Annotated in this window: 14 protein-coding genes; 8 read left to right on the top strand and 6 right to left on the bottom strand. The window is 72.8% G+C overall.

Annotated features, from left to right (window positions below; translation table 11 throughout):
• Positions 1–161: 161 nt before the first annotated feature.
• From rox to AC0OLQ_RS19350, 3 genes are all read left to right on the top strand, one after another.
• The gene (rox, locus tag AC0OLQ_RS19360) at positions 162–1,586 is read left to right on the top strand and encodes a rifampin monooxygenase (protein ID WP_484532389.1); all 1,425 of its coding nucleotides are present in this window, start codon (positions 162–164) and stop codon (positions 1,584–1,586) included.
• A 335-nt stretch (positions 1,587–1,921) separates the two neighbouring features.
• Positions 1,922–2,407, top strand: coding sequence for a DUF1062 domain-containing protein (locus AC0OLQ_RS19355; RefSeq protein WP_484527377.1), 486 nt, complete (start codon positions 1,922–1,924; stop codon positions 2,405–2,407).
• Positions 2,408–2,512: 105 nt separating this feature from the next.
• Entirely contained in the window at positions 2,513–3,292 is a 780-nt protein-coding gene (locus tag AC0OLQ_RS19350; RefSeq protein WP_484527376.1) for a class I SAM-dependent methyltransferase, read from the top strand.
• A gap of 96 nt (positions 3,293–3,388) precedes the next feature.
• Here AC0OLQ_RS19350 and AC0OLQ_RS19345 read toward each other — a convergent pair whose 3' ends face one another.
• On the bottom strand, positions 3,389–4,144 hold the full coding sequence (locus tag AC0OLQ_RS19345; protein ID WP_484527375.1) for a GbsR/MarR family transcriptional regulator: 756 nt from the start codon (positions 4,142–4,144) through the stop codon (positions 3,389–3,391).
• Positions 4,145–4,368: 224 nt separating this feature from the next.
• Between AC0OLQ_RS19345 and AC0OLQ_RS19340 the strand changes: the two genes are divergently transcribed.
• From AC0OLQ_RS19340 to AC0OLQ_RS19330, 3 genes are read left to right on the top strand one after another with little or no spacing between them, the layout of a single operon-like run.
• Positions 4,369–5,034 (top strand): DUF4097 family beta strand repeat-containing protein, encoded by a 666-nt coding sequence (locus AC0OLQ_RS19340; RefSeq protein ID WP_484527374.1) that lies wholly within the window; start codon positions 4,369–4,371, stop codon positions 5,032–5,034.
• Positions 5,035–5,046: 12 nt separating this feature from the next.
• Positions 5,047–6,009, top strand: coding sequence for an ATP-binding cassette domain-containing protein (locus AC0OLQ_RS19335; RefSeq protein WP_484527373.1), 963 nt, complete (start codon positions 5,047–5,049; stop codon positions 6,007–6,009).
• Complete coding sequence (locus tag AC0OLQ_RS19330) at positions 6,006–6,791, top strand: ABC transporter permease (protein WP_484527372.1); 786 nt, start codon at positions 6,006–6,008, stop codon at positions 6,789–6,791. The genes AC0OLQ_RS19335 and AC0OLQ_RS19330 overlap by 4 nt, the downstream gene beginning before the upstream one ends.
• A 249-nt stretch (positions 6,792–7,040) precedes the next feature.
• On the opposite strand, the gene AC0OLQ_RS19325 is transcribed toward AC0OLQ_RS19330, so the two are convergent.
• A complete protein-coding gene (locus AC0OLQ_RS19325; protein WP_484527371.1) occupies positions 7,041–7,520 on the bottom strand; it encodes a DnaJ family domain-containing protein in 480 nt (159 codons plus the stop codon).
• A gap of 160 nt (positions 7,521–7,680) precedes the next feature.
• Here AC0OLQ_RS19325 and AC0OLQ_RS19320 point away from each other — a divergent pair, with 160 nt between their 5' ends.
• A complete protein-coding gene (locus tag AC0OLQ_RS19320; RefSeq protein WP_484527370.1) occupies positions 7,681–8,106 on the top strand; it encodes a YkvA family protein in 426 nt (141 codons plus the stop codon).
• 25 nt (positions 8,107–8,131) lie between these two features.
• Here the strand turns inward: AC0OLQ_RS19320 and AC0OLQ_RS19315 are convergent, their stop codons facing one another.
• Positions 8,132–8,680, bottom strand: a complete 549-nt coding sequence (locus AC0OLQ_RS19315; protein ID WP_484527369.1) for a GNAT family N-acetyltransferase — start codon at positions 8,678–8,680, stop codon at positions 8,132–8,134.
• A gap of 101 nt (positions 8,681–8,781) precedes the next feature.
• Between AC0OLQ_RS19315 and AC0OLQ_RS19310 the strand changes: the two genes are divergently transcribed.
• Positions 8,782–9,432: a LysE family translocator gene (locus AC0OLQ_RS19310; RefSeq protein ID WP_484527368.1), complete on the top strand. Its 651-nt coding sequence runs from the start codon at positions 8,782–8,784 to the stop codon at positions 9,430–9,432.
• A gap of 21 nt (positions 9,433–9,453) precedes the next feature.
• On the opposite strand, the gene AC0OLQ_RS19305 is transcribed toward AC0OLQ_RS19310, so the two are convergent.
• Genes AC0OLQ_RS19305 through AC0OLQ_RS19295 form a run of 3 tightly spaced genes read right to left on the bottom strand, consistent with a single transcriptional unit; the run spans position 9,454 to position 12,816 of the window.
• Positions 9,454–9,963 (bottom strand): NUDIX hydrolase, encoded by a 510-nt coding sequence (locus AC0OLQ_RS19305; protein ID WP_484527367.1) that lies wholly within the window; start codon positions 9,961–9,963, stop codon positions 9,454–9,456.
• A 9-nt stretch (positions 9,964–9,972) separates the two neighbouring features.
• Complete coding sequence (locus AC0OLQ_RS19300; protein ID WP_484527366.1) at positions 9,973–12,108, bottom strand: SDR family NAD(P)-dependent oxidoreductase; 2,136 nt, start codon at positions 12,106–12,108, stop codon at positions 9,973–9,975.
• Positions 12,109–12,162: 54 nt separating this feature from the next.
• Positions 12,163–12,816 carry a TetR/AcrR family transcriptional regulator gene (locus tag AC0OLQ_RS19295; RefSeq protein WP_484532388.1) on the bottom strand — a complete coding sequence of 218 codons (654 nt, stop codon included), beginning with the start codon at positions 12,814–12,816 and terminating at the stop codon, positions 12,163–12,165.
• Positions 12,817–12,873 lie beyond the last annotated feature (57 nt).

Below are 12,873 nucleotides of genomic sequence, written 5' to 3'. Positions count from 1 at the left end.
GGAGCGCCTCGCCAACAGGGCACTCCCGAAAGGCAACACCTATGCACTCTCTGCAGTTCACCGCCGAGCCGTCATCGACCGAGACGGTCGAGCGCGACTCCGCCGTGGTCGACGTCCCCGGACTTCCCTCGCCGGCCTCCGGCACCGATCGCACGCCCCGCATGTTCGACGTGATCATCGCCGGGTGCGGGCCGACCGGTGCGATGCTGGCCGCCGAACTGCGGCTGCACGATGTGCGGGTACTCGTCCTGGAGAAGGAAACCGAGCCCGTGTCGTTCGTCCGCATAGTCGGTCTGCACATTCGCAGTATCGAGCTGATGGCAATGCGCGGGCTGCTGGAGCGCATTCGCGAACGCGGCAGACAGCGTCCGGCCGCCGGCTTCTTCGCTGCCATCGACAAACCCGCGCCCGAGGGCCTGGATTCCGCGTACGCCTATCTGCTGGGCATCCCGCAGCCGGTCATCGTCCACCTGCTCGAAGAACATGCGATCGCACTGGGCGCGCAGGTCCGGCACGGTTGTGCGGTGGCAGGCTTCGCGCAGGACGACGAGGGTGTGACCGTCGATCTGGCCGACGGAGAACAGCTGCGTTCGCGGTATCTCGTCGGCTGCGACGGCGGGCGCAGTATGGTGCGCAAACTGCTCGGCGTCGGCTTCCCCGGCGAGCCCTCGCGGACCGAGACGCTGATGGGCGAGATGGAAGTGGGAGTGCCGCTGGAGGAGATCGCCGCCAAGGTGGCCGAAATCCGCGAGACCGACAGGCGATTCAGCTTCGGGCCCGCAGGCGTTGGGGTCTATCGCGTCGTAGTCCCCAACGCGGGTGTCAGCGATCGCGCGGAACCGCCCACCCTCGAGGATTTCAAACAACAGTTGCGCACCATCGCCGGAACCGATTTCGGCGTGCACTCCCCGCGCTGGTTGTCCCGCTTCGGGGATGCCACACGGCTGGCCGAACGTTATCGGCTCGGGCGGGTGCTGCTGGCCGGCGATGCGGCACACATCCATCCACCCATCGGCGGACAGGGCCTCAACCTGGGCGTTCAGGACGCATTCAACCTCGGCTGGAAACTGGCCGCACAGATCCGCGGCTGGGCGCCGGAAACACTGCTGGACACCTACCAGGCCGAACGTCGTCCGGTCGCCGAGGACGTGCTGGACAACACCCGCGCCCAGATGGAGCTGCTGTCCCCCGAACCGGGCCCGCAGGCCGTGCGCAGGCTGCTCACCGAACTGATGGACTTCGACGAGGTGAACCGCCATCTGATCGAGAAGATCACCGCGATCGGCATCCGCTACGACTTCGGCGCGGGCCCCGACCTGCTCGGCCGCCGCCTGCGCGACATCGACGTGAAACAGGGCCACCTCTACGGTCTGCTGCATCGCGGCCGCGGCCTGCTGCTGGATCGCACCGATCGCCTGACCGTCGGCGGCTGGTCGGACCGGGTCGATTACCTCGCGGATCCCACTGCGGTACTGGATGTTCCGTGCGTCCTGCTACGCCCCGACGGCCACGTCGCCTGGGTCGGGGACGATCAGCAGGACCTGGACGGGCGCCTCTCCCGCTGGTTCGGCAAGCCCGCCAACTGAGTTCGCCTGAGCAACCGAAAATGAATTGAGCCTTGCTTTCGCGTTCCCGTAGCTTGCCCTCAGGCCCATCCCAGTGAGGACAGAGGACAAAACCGCGTGACCCCGCCTGCTCTCTAGACCTGACACCTTCTCGCGCTCACCGGTAGCCGACGCTCCCGTCGGCTCTGCCGGGCTGCCCTCGGGCGCCCGGTCATACAGCGTTCGAGGCCGCGCGTAATCGGCCTCGTGTCAGGTCTAGAGAGATCAGGTCTAGAGAGATCATGTCTTCACAACCTCATATCGTGCTGCCCTGGATCGTCCGTCGGACCAGGCTGCCTCTCCTGTCGTTGGGGTGCGTGGACTGCCGGTCGGGGTCGGCCACCACCGGCGAGGGCAGGTTCCGCGTCAACGCCAACGGCAAGCTGCTGGACGTGTGGCTGCTGGTCCGCTGCGTATCCTGCGACCGGACGAGCAAGCTCACCGTGCACGAGCGAGCGCCGGTCAGCTACTTCGATCCGGCCGAGCTCCACGGCTACCACGTCAACGATCCGGAACTGGTGGCGTCCAGGCTGTTGGATCCGTTGCTGGCCCGGCGCAGCCGCTTCGCTCTGGACTGGACGGGGGCTTGGCGGCTGGACGCCCCGTCGGTACGGCTCGACGAGGCGTGGCCGGTCCGGGTGGACGTCGTCTTCGAGGATCCGGTGCCGGTGCGCCCGGATCGGCTCATTGCGCACGGGCTCGGCCTCAGCAGGCAGGAGGTACTGCGCCGGATCAAGTGCGACATTCCGCTGCGCCGTCGGACGAGCGCCGGATTCACCTTCACGGTGGTCGCCGGCGATTAGCGGGGACGCAGCCGGGCGGGCCACCCGGGCTGCCCGGCTGCATCCTTACCCGGCACCCCAGGTCGTGACGTTCGTCGTCCAACGCCAAGGCGATACGGTGTTCGCGTGGAACGGGACGAACGGCTCCTTCACGCCTCGTCGTTCGGGGCGGCGGCGACCGCATACGCCGAGCACCGTCCGGACTATGCGCAGGCCGCGGTGCGCTGGGCGCTCGAGCCGGCGCCCGGCTCGCGGGTGCTGGACCTCGGCGCCGGAACCGGCAAGCTCACCGCCACGCTGGTCTCGGTGGGCGCCGACGTCACCGCGGTCGAGCCTGACCCGGCGATGCTGACCGAGCTGCGCCGCGCACTGCCGGACGTCGCTGCACTGCCGGGTAGCGCCGAGGCGATACCGCTGCCGGACGCGTCCGTCGATGCCGTGCTGGCCGGTAACGCCATGCACTGGTTCGACATGGCCGTCGCGGGCCCCGAGATCGCCAGGGTCGTGGCACCCGGCGGAATCCTCGCCGGCCTGTGGAACGTCATGGACGACCGGGTCGACTGGGTCGCCGGGCTGGCGCGGGTCAGCGGGAGCGCGGCCATCGGCCCGCGTGACACGCCCACCAGTTGGCGCGCCGAGACGGCCGACGCGCACCTTCCGAAGACTGGCGCAGCCGCCCGGTTCGGCTCGCCGGAGCAGGCCGAGTTCCCGCACGGGCAGCGCCGCACCGCCGGCTCTCTCATTGCGACACTGGCGACGAGGGCGGGAATGCTGGTCATGCCGGAACAGGAACGCGAGGCCACGCTCAGCCGGATCCGCGCCTTCCTCGCCAGCAGACCGGAGACCGCGGACGGCGAGTTCACCCTCCCGATGCTGACCTGCGTGCTGCGCGTCCGGCGGCTGTGACAGGCGCCCGTGACGACCGCTCCCGTGGACACGGTGCTGCTCTCTGACGGAGTGTTCCTCCTGCGTTCAACCGGATTCGGCCAGCAGGGCGGCTGTCTACCCTTGATCTGAGCTTGGCGGGGCAGTGCCGCCCGAGGTCGCTTCGGGCTTCATGTAGAGGATCTCGCGGGCCTGCTCCACGGCGCGGGTGAGGCTCTCGGTGACGAAGTCGACGAAGCGGGCGATGTTCTCGAGGCGGGCGGCGGCCGGGGTGTCGGGTCCGAGGATTCTGACGCCCTGCCGTGCGGTCTCGGCGAGCTGGATGTTGGAACGGGCGGCCGCGACCATCCCCTGGTACCAGACGTCGTTGTCGACGACGTAGCGCTCGCGTCGGCGTTCGTCGCGTTCCCGGCGGATGAGGCCCTGGCGTTCGAGGAACGCGACCGCTTTGGAGATGGATGCCGGGCTGACCTGGAGGCGCTGGACGAGTTCGGACGCGGTGAGGCTGCCCGCGTCGGTGGTGTAGAGGCAGGTCAGCACCCTGGACATCATCTTGGGCAGGCCCTGTTGCATGAAGAGGGTGGTGAGCGTCTCCTCGTACTCGCGCACGGCCTCGGCGTCGCGTCCGTCGGCCTGCGGAGTCGCCTGCGGACCTCGGGGAGCGGCCTGCCTGCGCCGGTGAGCGCGCTGTTCCGTGGCGCGGTGGGCCAGGTCCGGGCGGTAGGCGGTGGGGCCGCCGTTGCGCATCACCTCGCGCGTGACGGTCGAGGTGGGGCGGTCGAGACGTCTCGCGATCTCCGCGTAGGCGAGCCCGTCGGCCAGCCCCAGCGCGATCTGCTGGCGTTCCTGCTGGGTGAGCCTGCCTCCCGGCACCCCGATCTCCCCTCACGCTTGCTTGGTGCCGCCAGCATAGCGTTCATTCCCGATCCAATGCAACGAGCCGACTCGGCTCCCGTTGCATTGAAACTGGACCCGTTGCAACGATTATCCGGCCTCTACCTGGGCTGACGCATCCCACATGCAACAAGGGTGTTGCTCGACTTGTGAACGCAACGTAGCGTTTCCGGTGTCAGAAACAACGAGCACAGGAGAGCGTGATGCAGAAGTTCGACACCCCCGCCCCGATCTCCGCCGTCCTGGACATCCCCGCGGGGCGCGTCCAGTTCATCGCCGCCGACCGGGCCGACACCATGGTCGAGATCCTGCCCGCGGACGCCTCGAAGGGCCGCGACGTGAAGACGGCCGAGCAGACCAGGGTCGAATACGCCGACGGCGTCCTGCGGATCCACACCACCGAGGCGAAGAACCAGCTCTTCGGCCCCTCCGGATCCCTGGAGGTCACCGTCCAGCTGCCCGCCGGCTCCAGCGTCGCGGGCAAGGCCGCCAGCTCCGAGCTCCGCGGCGTCGGCCGCCTCGGCGACGTCGTCTTCGAAGGCGCGTACCGCCAGATCAAGATCGACGAGGCCGCGAGCGTCCGCCTCACCGCGATCGACGGCGACGTCGAGGTCGGCCGGCTCAACGGCCCCGCGGAGATCAGCACCGCACGGGGCGACATCCGGATCACCGAGGCCGTGCGCGGCACGGTGGTGCTCCGAACCCAGCTCGGCGACATCTCGGTCGGCGCCGCCGGCGGCGTCTCGGCCGCCCTGGACGCGGGCACCGGCTACGGCCGCGTCAGCAACGCCCTCAAGAACGACGGCGCCGCCGACCTCGACATCCGCGCCACCACCTCCCACGGCGACATCGTCGCCCGCAGCCTCTGAGGAGCACCCATCATGACCAACCTGGCCATCGCGGCGAACGGGCTGCGCAAGTCCTACGGCGACAAGATCGTGCTCGACGGCGTCGACCTGGCCGTCCCCGAAGGAACGATCTTCTCCCTGCTCGGCCCGAACGGCGCCGGCAAGACCACCGCCGTCAAGATCCTCTCCACCCTCATCTCCCCCGACCGCGCCTCCGGGGACATCCGCGTCGGCGGCCACGACCTCGCCGCCGACCCGCAGGCGGTACGCGCCGCGATCGGCGTCACCGGCCAGTTCTCCGCCGTCGACGGCCTGATCACCGGCGAGGAGAACATGCTCCTCATGGCCGACCTGCACCACCTGTCCAAGCGCGACGGCCAGCGCACCGCCGCCGAGCTGCTGGAGCGCTTCGACCTCACCGACGCCGCGAAGAAGCCCGCCTCCACCTACTCCGGCGGCATGAAGCGCCGCCTCGACCTCGCCATGACCCTGGTCGGCAACCCGCGGATCATCTTCCTCGACGAACCGACCACCGGCCTCGACCCCCGCAGCCGCCACAACATGTGGCAGATCATCCGCGAGCTCGTCTCCGACGGCGTCACCGTCTTCCTCACCACCCAGTACCTGGAGGAGGCCGACCAGCTCGCCGACCGGATCGCCGTGCTCAACGACGGGAAGATCGCCGCCGAGGGCACCGCCGAGGAGCTCAAGCGGCTCGTCCCCGGCGGACACGTCCAGCTGCGCTTCGAGGACCCCGCGGCGTACGAGCGGGCCGCCGGCGCGCTGGGCGAGACCGTGCGCGACGACCAGGCGCTGACCCTGCGGGTCCCCAGCGACGGCACCCAGCGCGAACTGCGCGCGATCCTCGACCGGCTGGACGCCGCCGACGTGCACGCCGACGCCCTCACCGTGCACACCCCCGACCTCGACGACGTGTTCTTCGCCCTAACCGGCGGCGCCCGCGTCCCCCACCAGGCCAAGGAGGCCGTCCGATGAGCTCCCTCTCCCTCGCCGTCCGCGACTCGTCCACGATGCTGCGCCGCAACCTCCTGCACGCCCGGCGCTATCCGTCCCTCACCCTGAACCTGCTGCTGACCCCGATCATGCTGCTGTTGCTCTTCGTCTACGTCTTCGGCGACACGATGAGCGCGGGCATCGGCGGTGCGGATCGCTCCGAGTACGTCGCGTACCTCGTCCCGGGCCTGCTGCTGATGACCATCGGCAGCACCGTGATCGGGACGGCGGTGTCCGTCTCCACCGACATGACCGAGGGCATCATCGCCCGCTTCCGCACGATGGCGATCCACCGCGGCTCGGTGCTCGTCGGGCACGTGGTCGGCAGCGTGCTGCAGTCGGTCCTGAGCGTGGTCCTCGTGGGCGCCGTCGCCGTGGCCATCGGCTTCCGCTCCACGGATGCCGGTGTCCTGGAGTGGCTCGCGGCGTTCGGGCTGCTCGTGCTCTTCGCCATGGCGCTCACCTGGATCGCGGTCGGCATGGGCCTGGTCAGCCCGAACGCCGAGGCCGCCAGCAACAACGCGATGCCGCTGATCCTGCTGCCGCTCCTGTCCAGCGCCTTCGTCCCGGTCGACGCCATGCCCGGCTGGCTCCAGCCGGTCGCCGAGTACCAGCCGTTCACGCCCGCCATCGAGACCCTGCGCGGTCTGCTGCTCGGCAGCGGGATCGGCCACAACGGGTGGCTCGCGGTCGCCTGGTGCCTGGGCCTCGCGGTGCTCGGCTACTTCTGGGCGACGTCGAAGTTCAACCGCGACCCGAAGTAGCCGCCAGCACAGCTCGCCCCCGATCAGGGCGGCGTACTCCGACACCACGTCGGCGTACGCCGCCCTGTCGGCGTTCTCCGCCAAGCGCCATCCGGATCTTCCAGCAGCTCGGCGGGGCGGTGCTGGCCGTGGTGCTCCAACGGCAGCTCGCGGGCCAGGCCGACGGGGCCGGGCGGGCCGCCGCGTTCGGGGCGACGTTCTGGTGGGTGCTCGGGTGCACGCTGCTGGCGGCGCTGCCCGCGCTGCTGCTCAGCGCCGTCGCCAGGGCCACCACCGGCGGCGGGCCGGCGCGGCGGGGACGTGCTCCGGGCTCGCCGCCCGGGCCACTCGCTCGGCTGCGGCCCGCTCCCGGGCGGCCCGCCAGTCGCGGACCACCTCGTCGGCGTTGGCCGGGCGGACCGCCACGCGCGGGCCGGTGGGGGTGCGCAGCCAGGCCACGACCTCCGCGTTCAGGGCGGCCACGTACCCCCGCACCGACTCCTCGGTGGGCAGGTCGCGGACCTCCTCGGGGAGCTTCTCGATGCGGCGGCGCAGTTGCAGCGGGGTGGGCAGGAGCAGGTCGCCAGGGAGCTGCTCGCGCTCCAGGAAGCTCCGGATCCACCAGCCCTCGTCGTAGGGCAGGTCCCGACCCGGGATCGGCTTGCCCGCCCCCGGCAGGTTGTCGAACTCACCGCGCTCCTGGGCCGAGCGGATCTGCGCCTCGACCGCGGCCTCCCAGGCTGTCGTCACCGCCGTCACCTCCCGTACCCACCGTATCCGCCGGTCAACGACCTGGTTCAGCGCCCGACGGGACCTGGCTGTTCCCGTCCGGCGGTCCGCGGTGGCGCGGCGTACCGTGCTGGTGGGCCGGCGGGCGGCCCGTACCCCCCGGGCGGGAAGGATCACCGGCGTGCGCGACTGGCTCATCGGCCTCGGGGTCGCGGTGGCCTGCCTGCTGGCCAGCTGGGCGCTGCTGGTGCTGCTGGCCCGGCGGCTGCCGCCGGGCATCCTGCGTGATCTGGCCGCCTTCATCCCCGACTGCCTGACCACGGTGCGGCGGCTGCGCCGCGACCCCCGGGTGCCGCGCCGGGCCAAAGTCGCCATCGTGTTCGCCGGGCTCTGGCTGGCCAGCCCGATCGACCTGATCCCGGAGTTCCTGCCGGTCATCGGCCCGCTCGACGACATCGTGGTGGTGGCGCTCGCGCTGCGCTACGCCGGACGGCAGGTGCCCCGGCAGGTGCTGCTCGACGCCTGGCCGGGCGAACCCCGGCTGCTGCTGCGCCTGCTCGGCCCGGCGCCGGTGACCGGACCGGGCACCGAGGGACCCGAGCGCTGAGCAGCCTGCCGGCCGACGTCAGGGTTCAGGGCAGCAGGCGGACGTGCCGGTGACCGTCGCGCGGGAACGGCGGCCGGGCCGGCAGCACCTCCGCGAAGACGTACCCGCTCTTCTCCGCCACCCGGCAGGACGCCGGGTTGTCCACCTGGTGCAGCAGTTCCAGGCGGGTCAGGCCGCCCGCGGCGAACCGGGCGGAGGCCCAGCCGGTGACCGCCGCCACGGCCCGCGGCGCGACCCCGCGTCCTCGGGCCGACGCGGCCGTCCAGTAGCCCACCTCGGCGGCCGGCCGTCCCGGGATGACCTCCTTGAGCACCACGTTGGCCACCAGCCGCTCCCCCTCGGTCGTGGGCTCCAGCACCGCGAAGCTGAACCGGCGGTCGGCCGCCCAGCCCTGCCGGCTGCGGCGCAGGAACGCGCGGGCCTCGGCCCGGGTGGTCACCGGGTAGCTGGTCCACGAGCGCAGCACCGGGTCCCGGTATGCGGCCAGCAGCGCCTCGGCGTCGTCGTCGCGCCACGGTCGCAGCAGCAGGCCGGGGGCGGAGGAGGTGGCGGGGGCGTGGAGCACGATCGGCATCCCGGTAGTGTCGCCCGTCACGCCGCCGTCCGGCGAGCCCGCCCTGGCGGCGTCGTACCGCCCGCGTAGGGTCCGGGCAGGACGGACGGCGGGGAGGACGCATGGTCACGGTCGGCGCGCTGGTGGGGATCGCCCTGGTGGCGTTGGGTCTGGTGCTCACGCCCGGCCCGAACATGGTCTACCTGGTGTCCCGGTCGGTCACCCAGGGGCGGCGAGCCGGGCTCGTGTCGCTGCTCGGCGTGGCCGTCGGCTTCCTGGTCTACCTGGCCGCCGCGGTGGCCGGCATCGCCACGGTCTTCGTGCTGGTCCCACCGCTGTACACGGCGGTGAAGCTGGGCGGCGCGGCGTACCTGCTGTGGCTGGCCTGGCGGACCCTGCGCCCGGGCGGGCGGTCGGCGTTCACCCCGGCGCCGCTGCCGCCGGACCGCCCGCGGCGGCTGTTCACCATGGGCCTGGTCACCAACCTGCTGAACCCGAAGATCGCCATCCTCTACGTGTCGCTGCTGCCGCAGTTCGTCGACCCGGCGCGCGGGCACGTGGCGGTGCAGAGCCTGCTGCTGGGGCTGACCCAGATCGGCATCGCGCTGACCGTGAACGGGTTGATCGTGCTCACCGCCGGCACGGTGTCGGCGTTCCTCACCCGGCGGCCCGCCTGGGCGCGGGCCCAGCGCTACGTGATGGGCACCGTGCTGGCCGGGCTCGCGATCCGGATCGCCGCCGACCGCTCGCGCGCCGCCGTCGCCGCCCCCTGACCCGTACGCCGGGCTGCCCGATCAGAGGTTGTCGGGCCGGGTGAGCGCCGGGTGGCGTTCACCCGGTGCGGCGTACCAGGGCTGGGGGTCCTCGCGCAGCGCGGTGCCGATCCGCAGGTGGGACCAGTCGTCCAGCTCGGGCAGCTCGTCCGGGGCGAACCAGCCGACCGCGAGGGATTCGTCACCGTCGGCGGTGGCGGTGCCCCCGATCGCCCGGCAACGGAACCACACGTTGAGGAACTCGCAGGCGTCCCCGTTGGGGTAGACGACCGGATGGGTGGCCACCCCGCCGATCCGCTCGATCTCGATCTCGACGCCGGTCTCCTCGCGGACCTCGCGGATCAGCGCGTCGGCGGGCTGCTCGCCGGGGTCGACCGTGCCGGCCGGCACCGACCAGCGGCCGTTGTCACCGCGGCGGGCCAGCAGCACCCGCCCGGCCTCGTCGGTCACCACCGCGCTGACCCCGTACAGCATCAGCAGGTCGGATCCGATGTGCTGGCGCATCCGCGCGATGTAGGGCGAGACAGGCATGGCGGCACCCTACCGGCGGGCCTCCCGGTGCCGCCGGAGCATGCCGGCGGCCAGCGGCGCACCGTCCAGGTCGCCGGCGGCCAACCGCCCGGCGACGGTACGGCGCACCAGCCGGTCGGCCAGCGCGGGAGCGTGGCGGGCCAGGGCCAGCTCCAGCCGGCCCCGTCCGGTGGTGGCCACGTCCCGGGGCGCCCGGCGGGCGGTGGCGGCGCGCAGGATCGCCGCGACGACCCCCTCGACGGGTTCCAGCCGGGACACCCCGTTCAGCGACAGCCCGGCCTCGGCGGTGCTGTCGTGGATCGGCGAGGCGACCATGCTCGGGTAGACGACGCTGACCCCGACGTGGGTGCCGACCTCGTGGCGCAGCGCGTCGGCGTACGCGACGAGGGCCCGCTTGCTCACCCCGTACGCGGCCGCGAGGGGCAGCGGCAGCACGGCCATCCGGCTGGCGACGAAGACCACCCGGCCGCGGGTCGCCTCCAGGGCGGGCAGCGCCGCCGCCGTGGTGCGCCAGGCGGCGAGCAGGTTGACCTCCAGTTGCCGGCGGACCACCTCGTCGGGGGGCAGCTCGGCCGGGGCGGGTCCGCCGACGCCGGCGTTGTTGACCAGCAGGTCCAGGCCGCCGAGCCGGTCCACGGCGGCGGCCACCGCGGCCGGCACGGCGGCCGGGTCGGTCAGGTCGCAGCCGAGCACCGGCACCTCGCCGCCCTCGTCCGGGTGCAGGTCCAGCCCGACGACGCGGGCGCCCGCGGCGGTCAGCGCGGCGCACAGGTGCCGCCCGAAGGTGCCCCGCGCGCCGGTGACCAGCACCCGCCGCCCGGCCAGCCCGCTCACCGTCGCACCTGCGCGCGACGCCGCCCGGCGGTCAGCTCCCGCTGCAGCTCGGTCAGGTACGCGTCGAAGTCGACCCGCATGTGCGGCCGGCGCTGCCCCCACCGGGTGGTGGCGGCCCGCAGTTCGGCGCGGCAGACGGCGGCCTGCCGGGCCCGGTCCGGCGGGGCCCAGGTGCCGGCGAGCCAGCCGGTGACCAGCCGGGCCTGCGCCTCGACCAGCGGGAACGCCGCGCCGGTGGACTGCGTGAGCCCGACGAAGGCCAGACCGGGGGCGTCCAGGTGGAACACGTGCCGGTAGAGGGGTAGCCGGTCGGCGCCGTCGCCGAGCAGCCCGGGGTCGAGGAAGGGGGACCTCCACCCGGTAGCCGGTGCACCAGATCACCAGGTCCACCTCGTCGGCGCGGCCGTCGGTGAACTCGACCCGGTTACCGGCGAACCGGGCGATGCCGGGACGGGCCTGGATGTCGCCGTGGGTGAGCCGGGACAGCAGCCCGTCGGAGAGGGTGGGGTGGTCCTGGAGGAAGCCGTGCGCGGGAGCGGGCAGCCCGTACCGGGCGGGTGGGCCGACGGTGGCGGTGAGCATGGTCTGGCTGATCCGCTGCCGCAGCCGCCAGGGCAGCCGGCGGGCGAGCGCCCCGTTGAGGGTGTCGGAGGGGCGACCGAGCAGGTACTTCGGCACCACCCAGACCCCGCGGCGCAGCGACAGCAGGGTGCGCGAGGCGGCGTACGAGGCGTCGACGGCGATGTCCATGGCGGAGTTGCCGCCCCCGACCACCAGCACCCGCCGGCCGGTGAGCTGCTCCGGGCCCCGGTAGTCGTGGCTGTGCACCTGCTCGGCGGTGCACCCGCCCGGGTACGGGTCGGGCCGCTTCGGCACCCGGTTGTGCCCGTTGGCCACCACCACCGCCTCGACGTCGAGGTGGACCGGCCCGTCCGGTCCGGTGGCGTGCACGGTCCAGCCGCCCGCCGCCGCCGGGGTGACCCGCTCGACGGTGTGCTGCAGCCGCACGGCGTCGTGCAGCCCGAACCGGTCGGCGTAGTCGGCGAGGTAGCCGGCGATGCGGGTGTGGTCCGGGTAGTCGGGCCAGTGCGCCGGCATCGGGTGGTCGGCGAACTGGGTGCGCCCCTTGCTGGTGTTCAGGTGCAGCGTCCGGTACGCCGGCGAGCCGGGCGACCCGTACACCCAGAGGCCGCCGACCGTGTCGGCGGTCTCGAACGCGACCGCCGGCACGCCGGCGTCGGCGAGCGCCTTGAGGGTGGCCAGTCCGGCCGCGCCGGCGCCGATGACCGCCACCCTGGGCCCTGCCGTCATGCCCGCCTCCTAAATCCAACGACCGCTGGATAATCCCCGGTGGGCGGCGGCCCGTCAAGGGGTGGCCGGCGGGTACAGCCCGTCGAGGAAGCGGTGCACGAAGGCCCGGAACTCGCGCCGCTCCCGGGCGCCGGAGCCGTGCTGCGCGGCGAGGGCCACCACGTGCCCGTGCACCGCCCAGACCAGGCTGCGCACGGTGACGTGCGGGGCCGGCTCGACCAGGGCGCCGCCCGCCGCGGCGGCGGCGAGCAACTCCTCGACCAGCGCGTAGAGCGGGGCCGCGTACCGCTGGTCGAGTCCGGCGTGCCGGTGCGGCTCCAGCCAGCGGCGCAGCCACAGCGCGGTGGTCTCCGGCCGGTCCTCGAGGAAGTCGACGAACACGTCGACCAGGTCGTGCAGCGCGCGCAGCGCGCGCAGCGCGTCGGTGGGCCCGGCCGCCAGGGCCGCCCGGGTGCGCTCACCGGCCGCCTCGATGACCTCCCGCTCGGCGGCGAAGACCCGGGCGAAGCAGGCGTCGTAGAGCTGCGCCTTCGTACCCGTGTGGTGGGCGACGGTGGCCACGTCGACGCCCGCCGCGGCGGCGACGTCGCGCAGGCTCACCGCGTCGAAGCCACGCTCGGCGAAGAGCGCGGTGGCGGCGGCGAGCACCAGGTCGCGGGTGGGTCGCTGGTCGTCGCGGCGGGGCCGGCCCGGTCGGCGGCGGGGCATGGTCATCCCGCCATTGTTCCCCCTACAATCCAGCATCCGTTGGATTGGGGCGGCGTG

This window comes from Micromonospora sp. Utrum1 (assembly GCF_057197805.1).
Note: the sequence above shows the minus strand (reverse complement) of the source record. Positions and strands in the feature narration are given on the sequence as shown.

Excerpts from the sequence above, each read along its gene's own strand:
- rox (WP_484532389.1), top strand. The coding sequence starts at position 162 with ATGTTCGACGTGATCATCGCCGGGTGCGGGCCGACCGGTGCGATGCTG.
- AC0OLQ_RS19340 (WP_484527374.1), top strand. The coding sequence starts at position 4,369 with ATGCAGAAGTTCGACACCCCCGCCCCGATCTCCGCCGTCCTGGACATC.
- AC0OLQ_RS19335 (WP_484527373.1), top strand. The coding sequence starts at position 5,047 with ATGACCAACCTGGCCATCGCGGCGAACGGGCTGCGCAAGTCCTACGGC.
- AC0OLQ_RS19330 (WP_484527372.1), top strand. The coding sequence starts at position 6,006 with ATGAGCTCCCTCTCCCTCGCCGTCCGCGACTCGTCCACGATGCTGCGC.
- AC0OLQ_RS19315 (WP_484527369.1), bottom strand. The coding sequence starts at position 8,680 with ATGCCGATCGTGCTCCACGCCCCCGCCACCTCCTCCGCCCCCGGCCTG.
- AC0OLQ_RS19310 (WP_484527368.1), top strand. The coding sequence starts at position 8,782 with ATGGTCACGGTCGGCGCGCTGGTGGGGATCGCCCTGGTGGCGTTGGGT.
- AC0OLQ_RS19305 (WP_484527367.1), bottom strand. The coding sequence starts at position 9,963 with ATGCCTGTCTCGCCCTACATCGCGCGGATGCGCCAGCACATCGGATCC.
- AC0OLQ_RS19300 (WP_484527366.1), bottom strand. The coding sequence starts at position 12,108 with ATGACGGCAGGGCCCAGGGTGGCGGTCATCGGCGCCGGCGCGGCCGGA.
- AC0OLQ_RS19295 (WP_484532388.1), bottom strand. The coding sequence starts at position 12,816 with ATGCCCCGCCGCCGACCGGGCCGGCCCCGCCGCGACGACCAGCGACCC.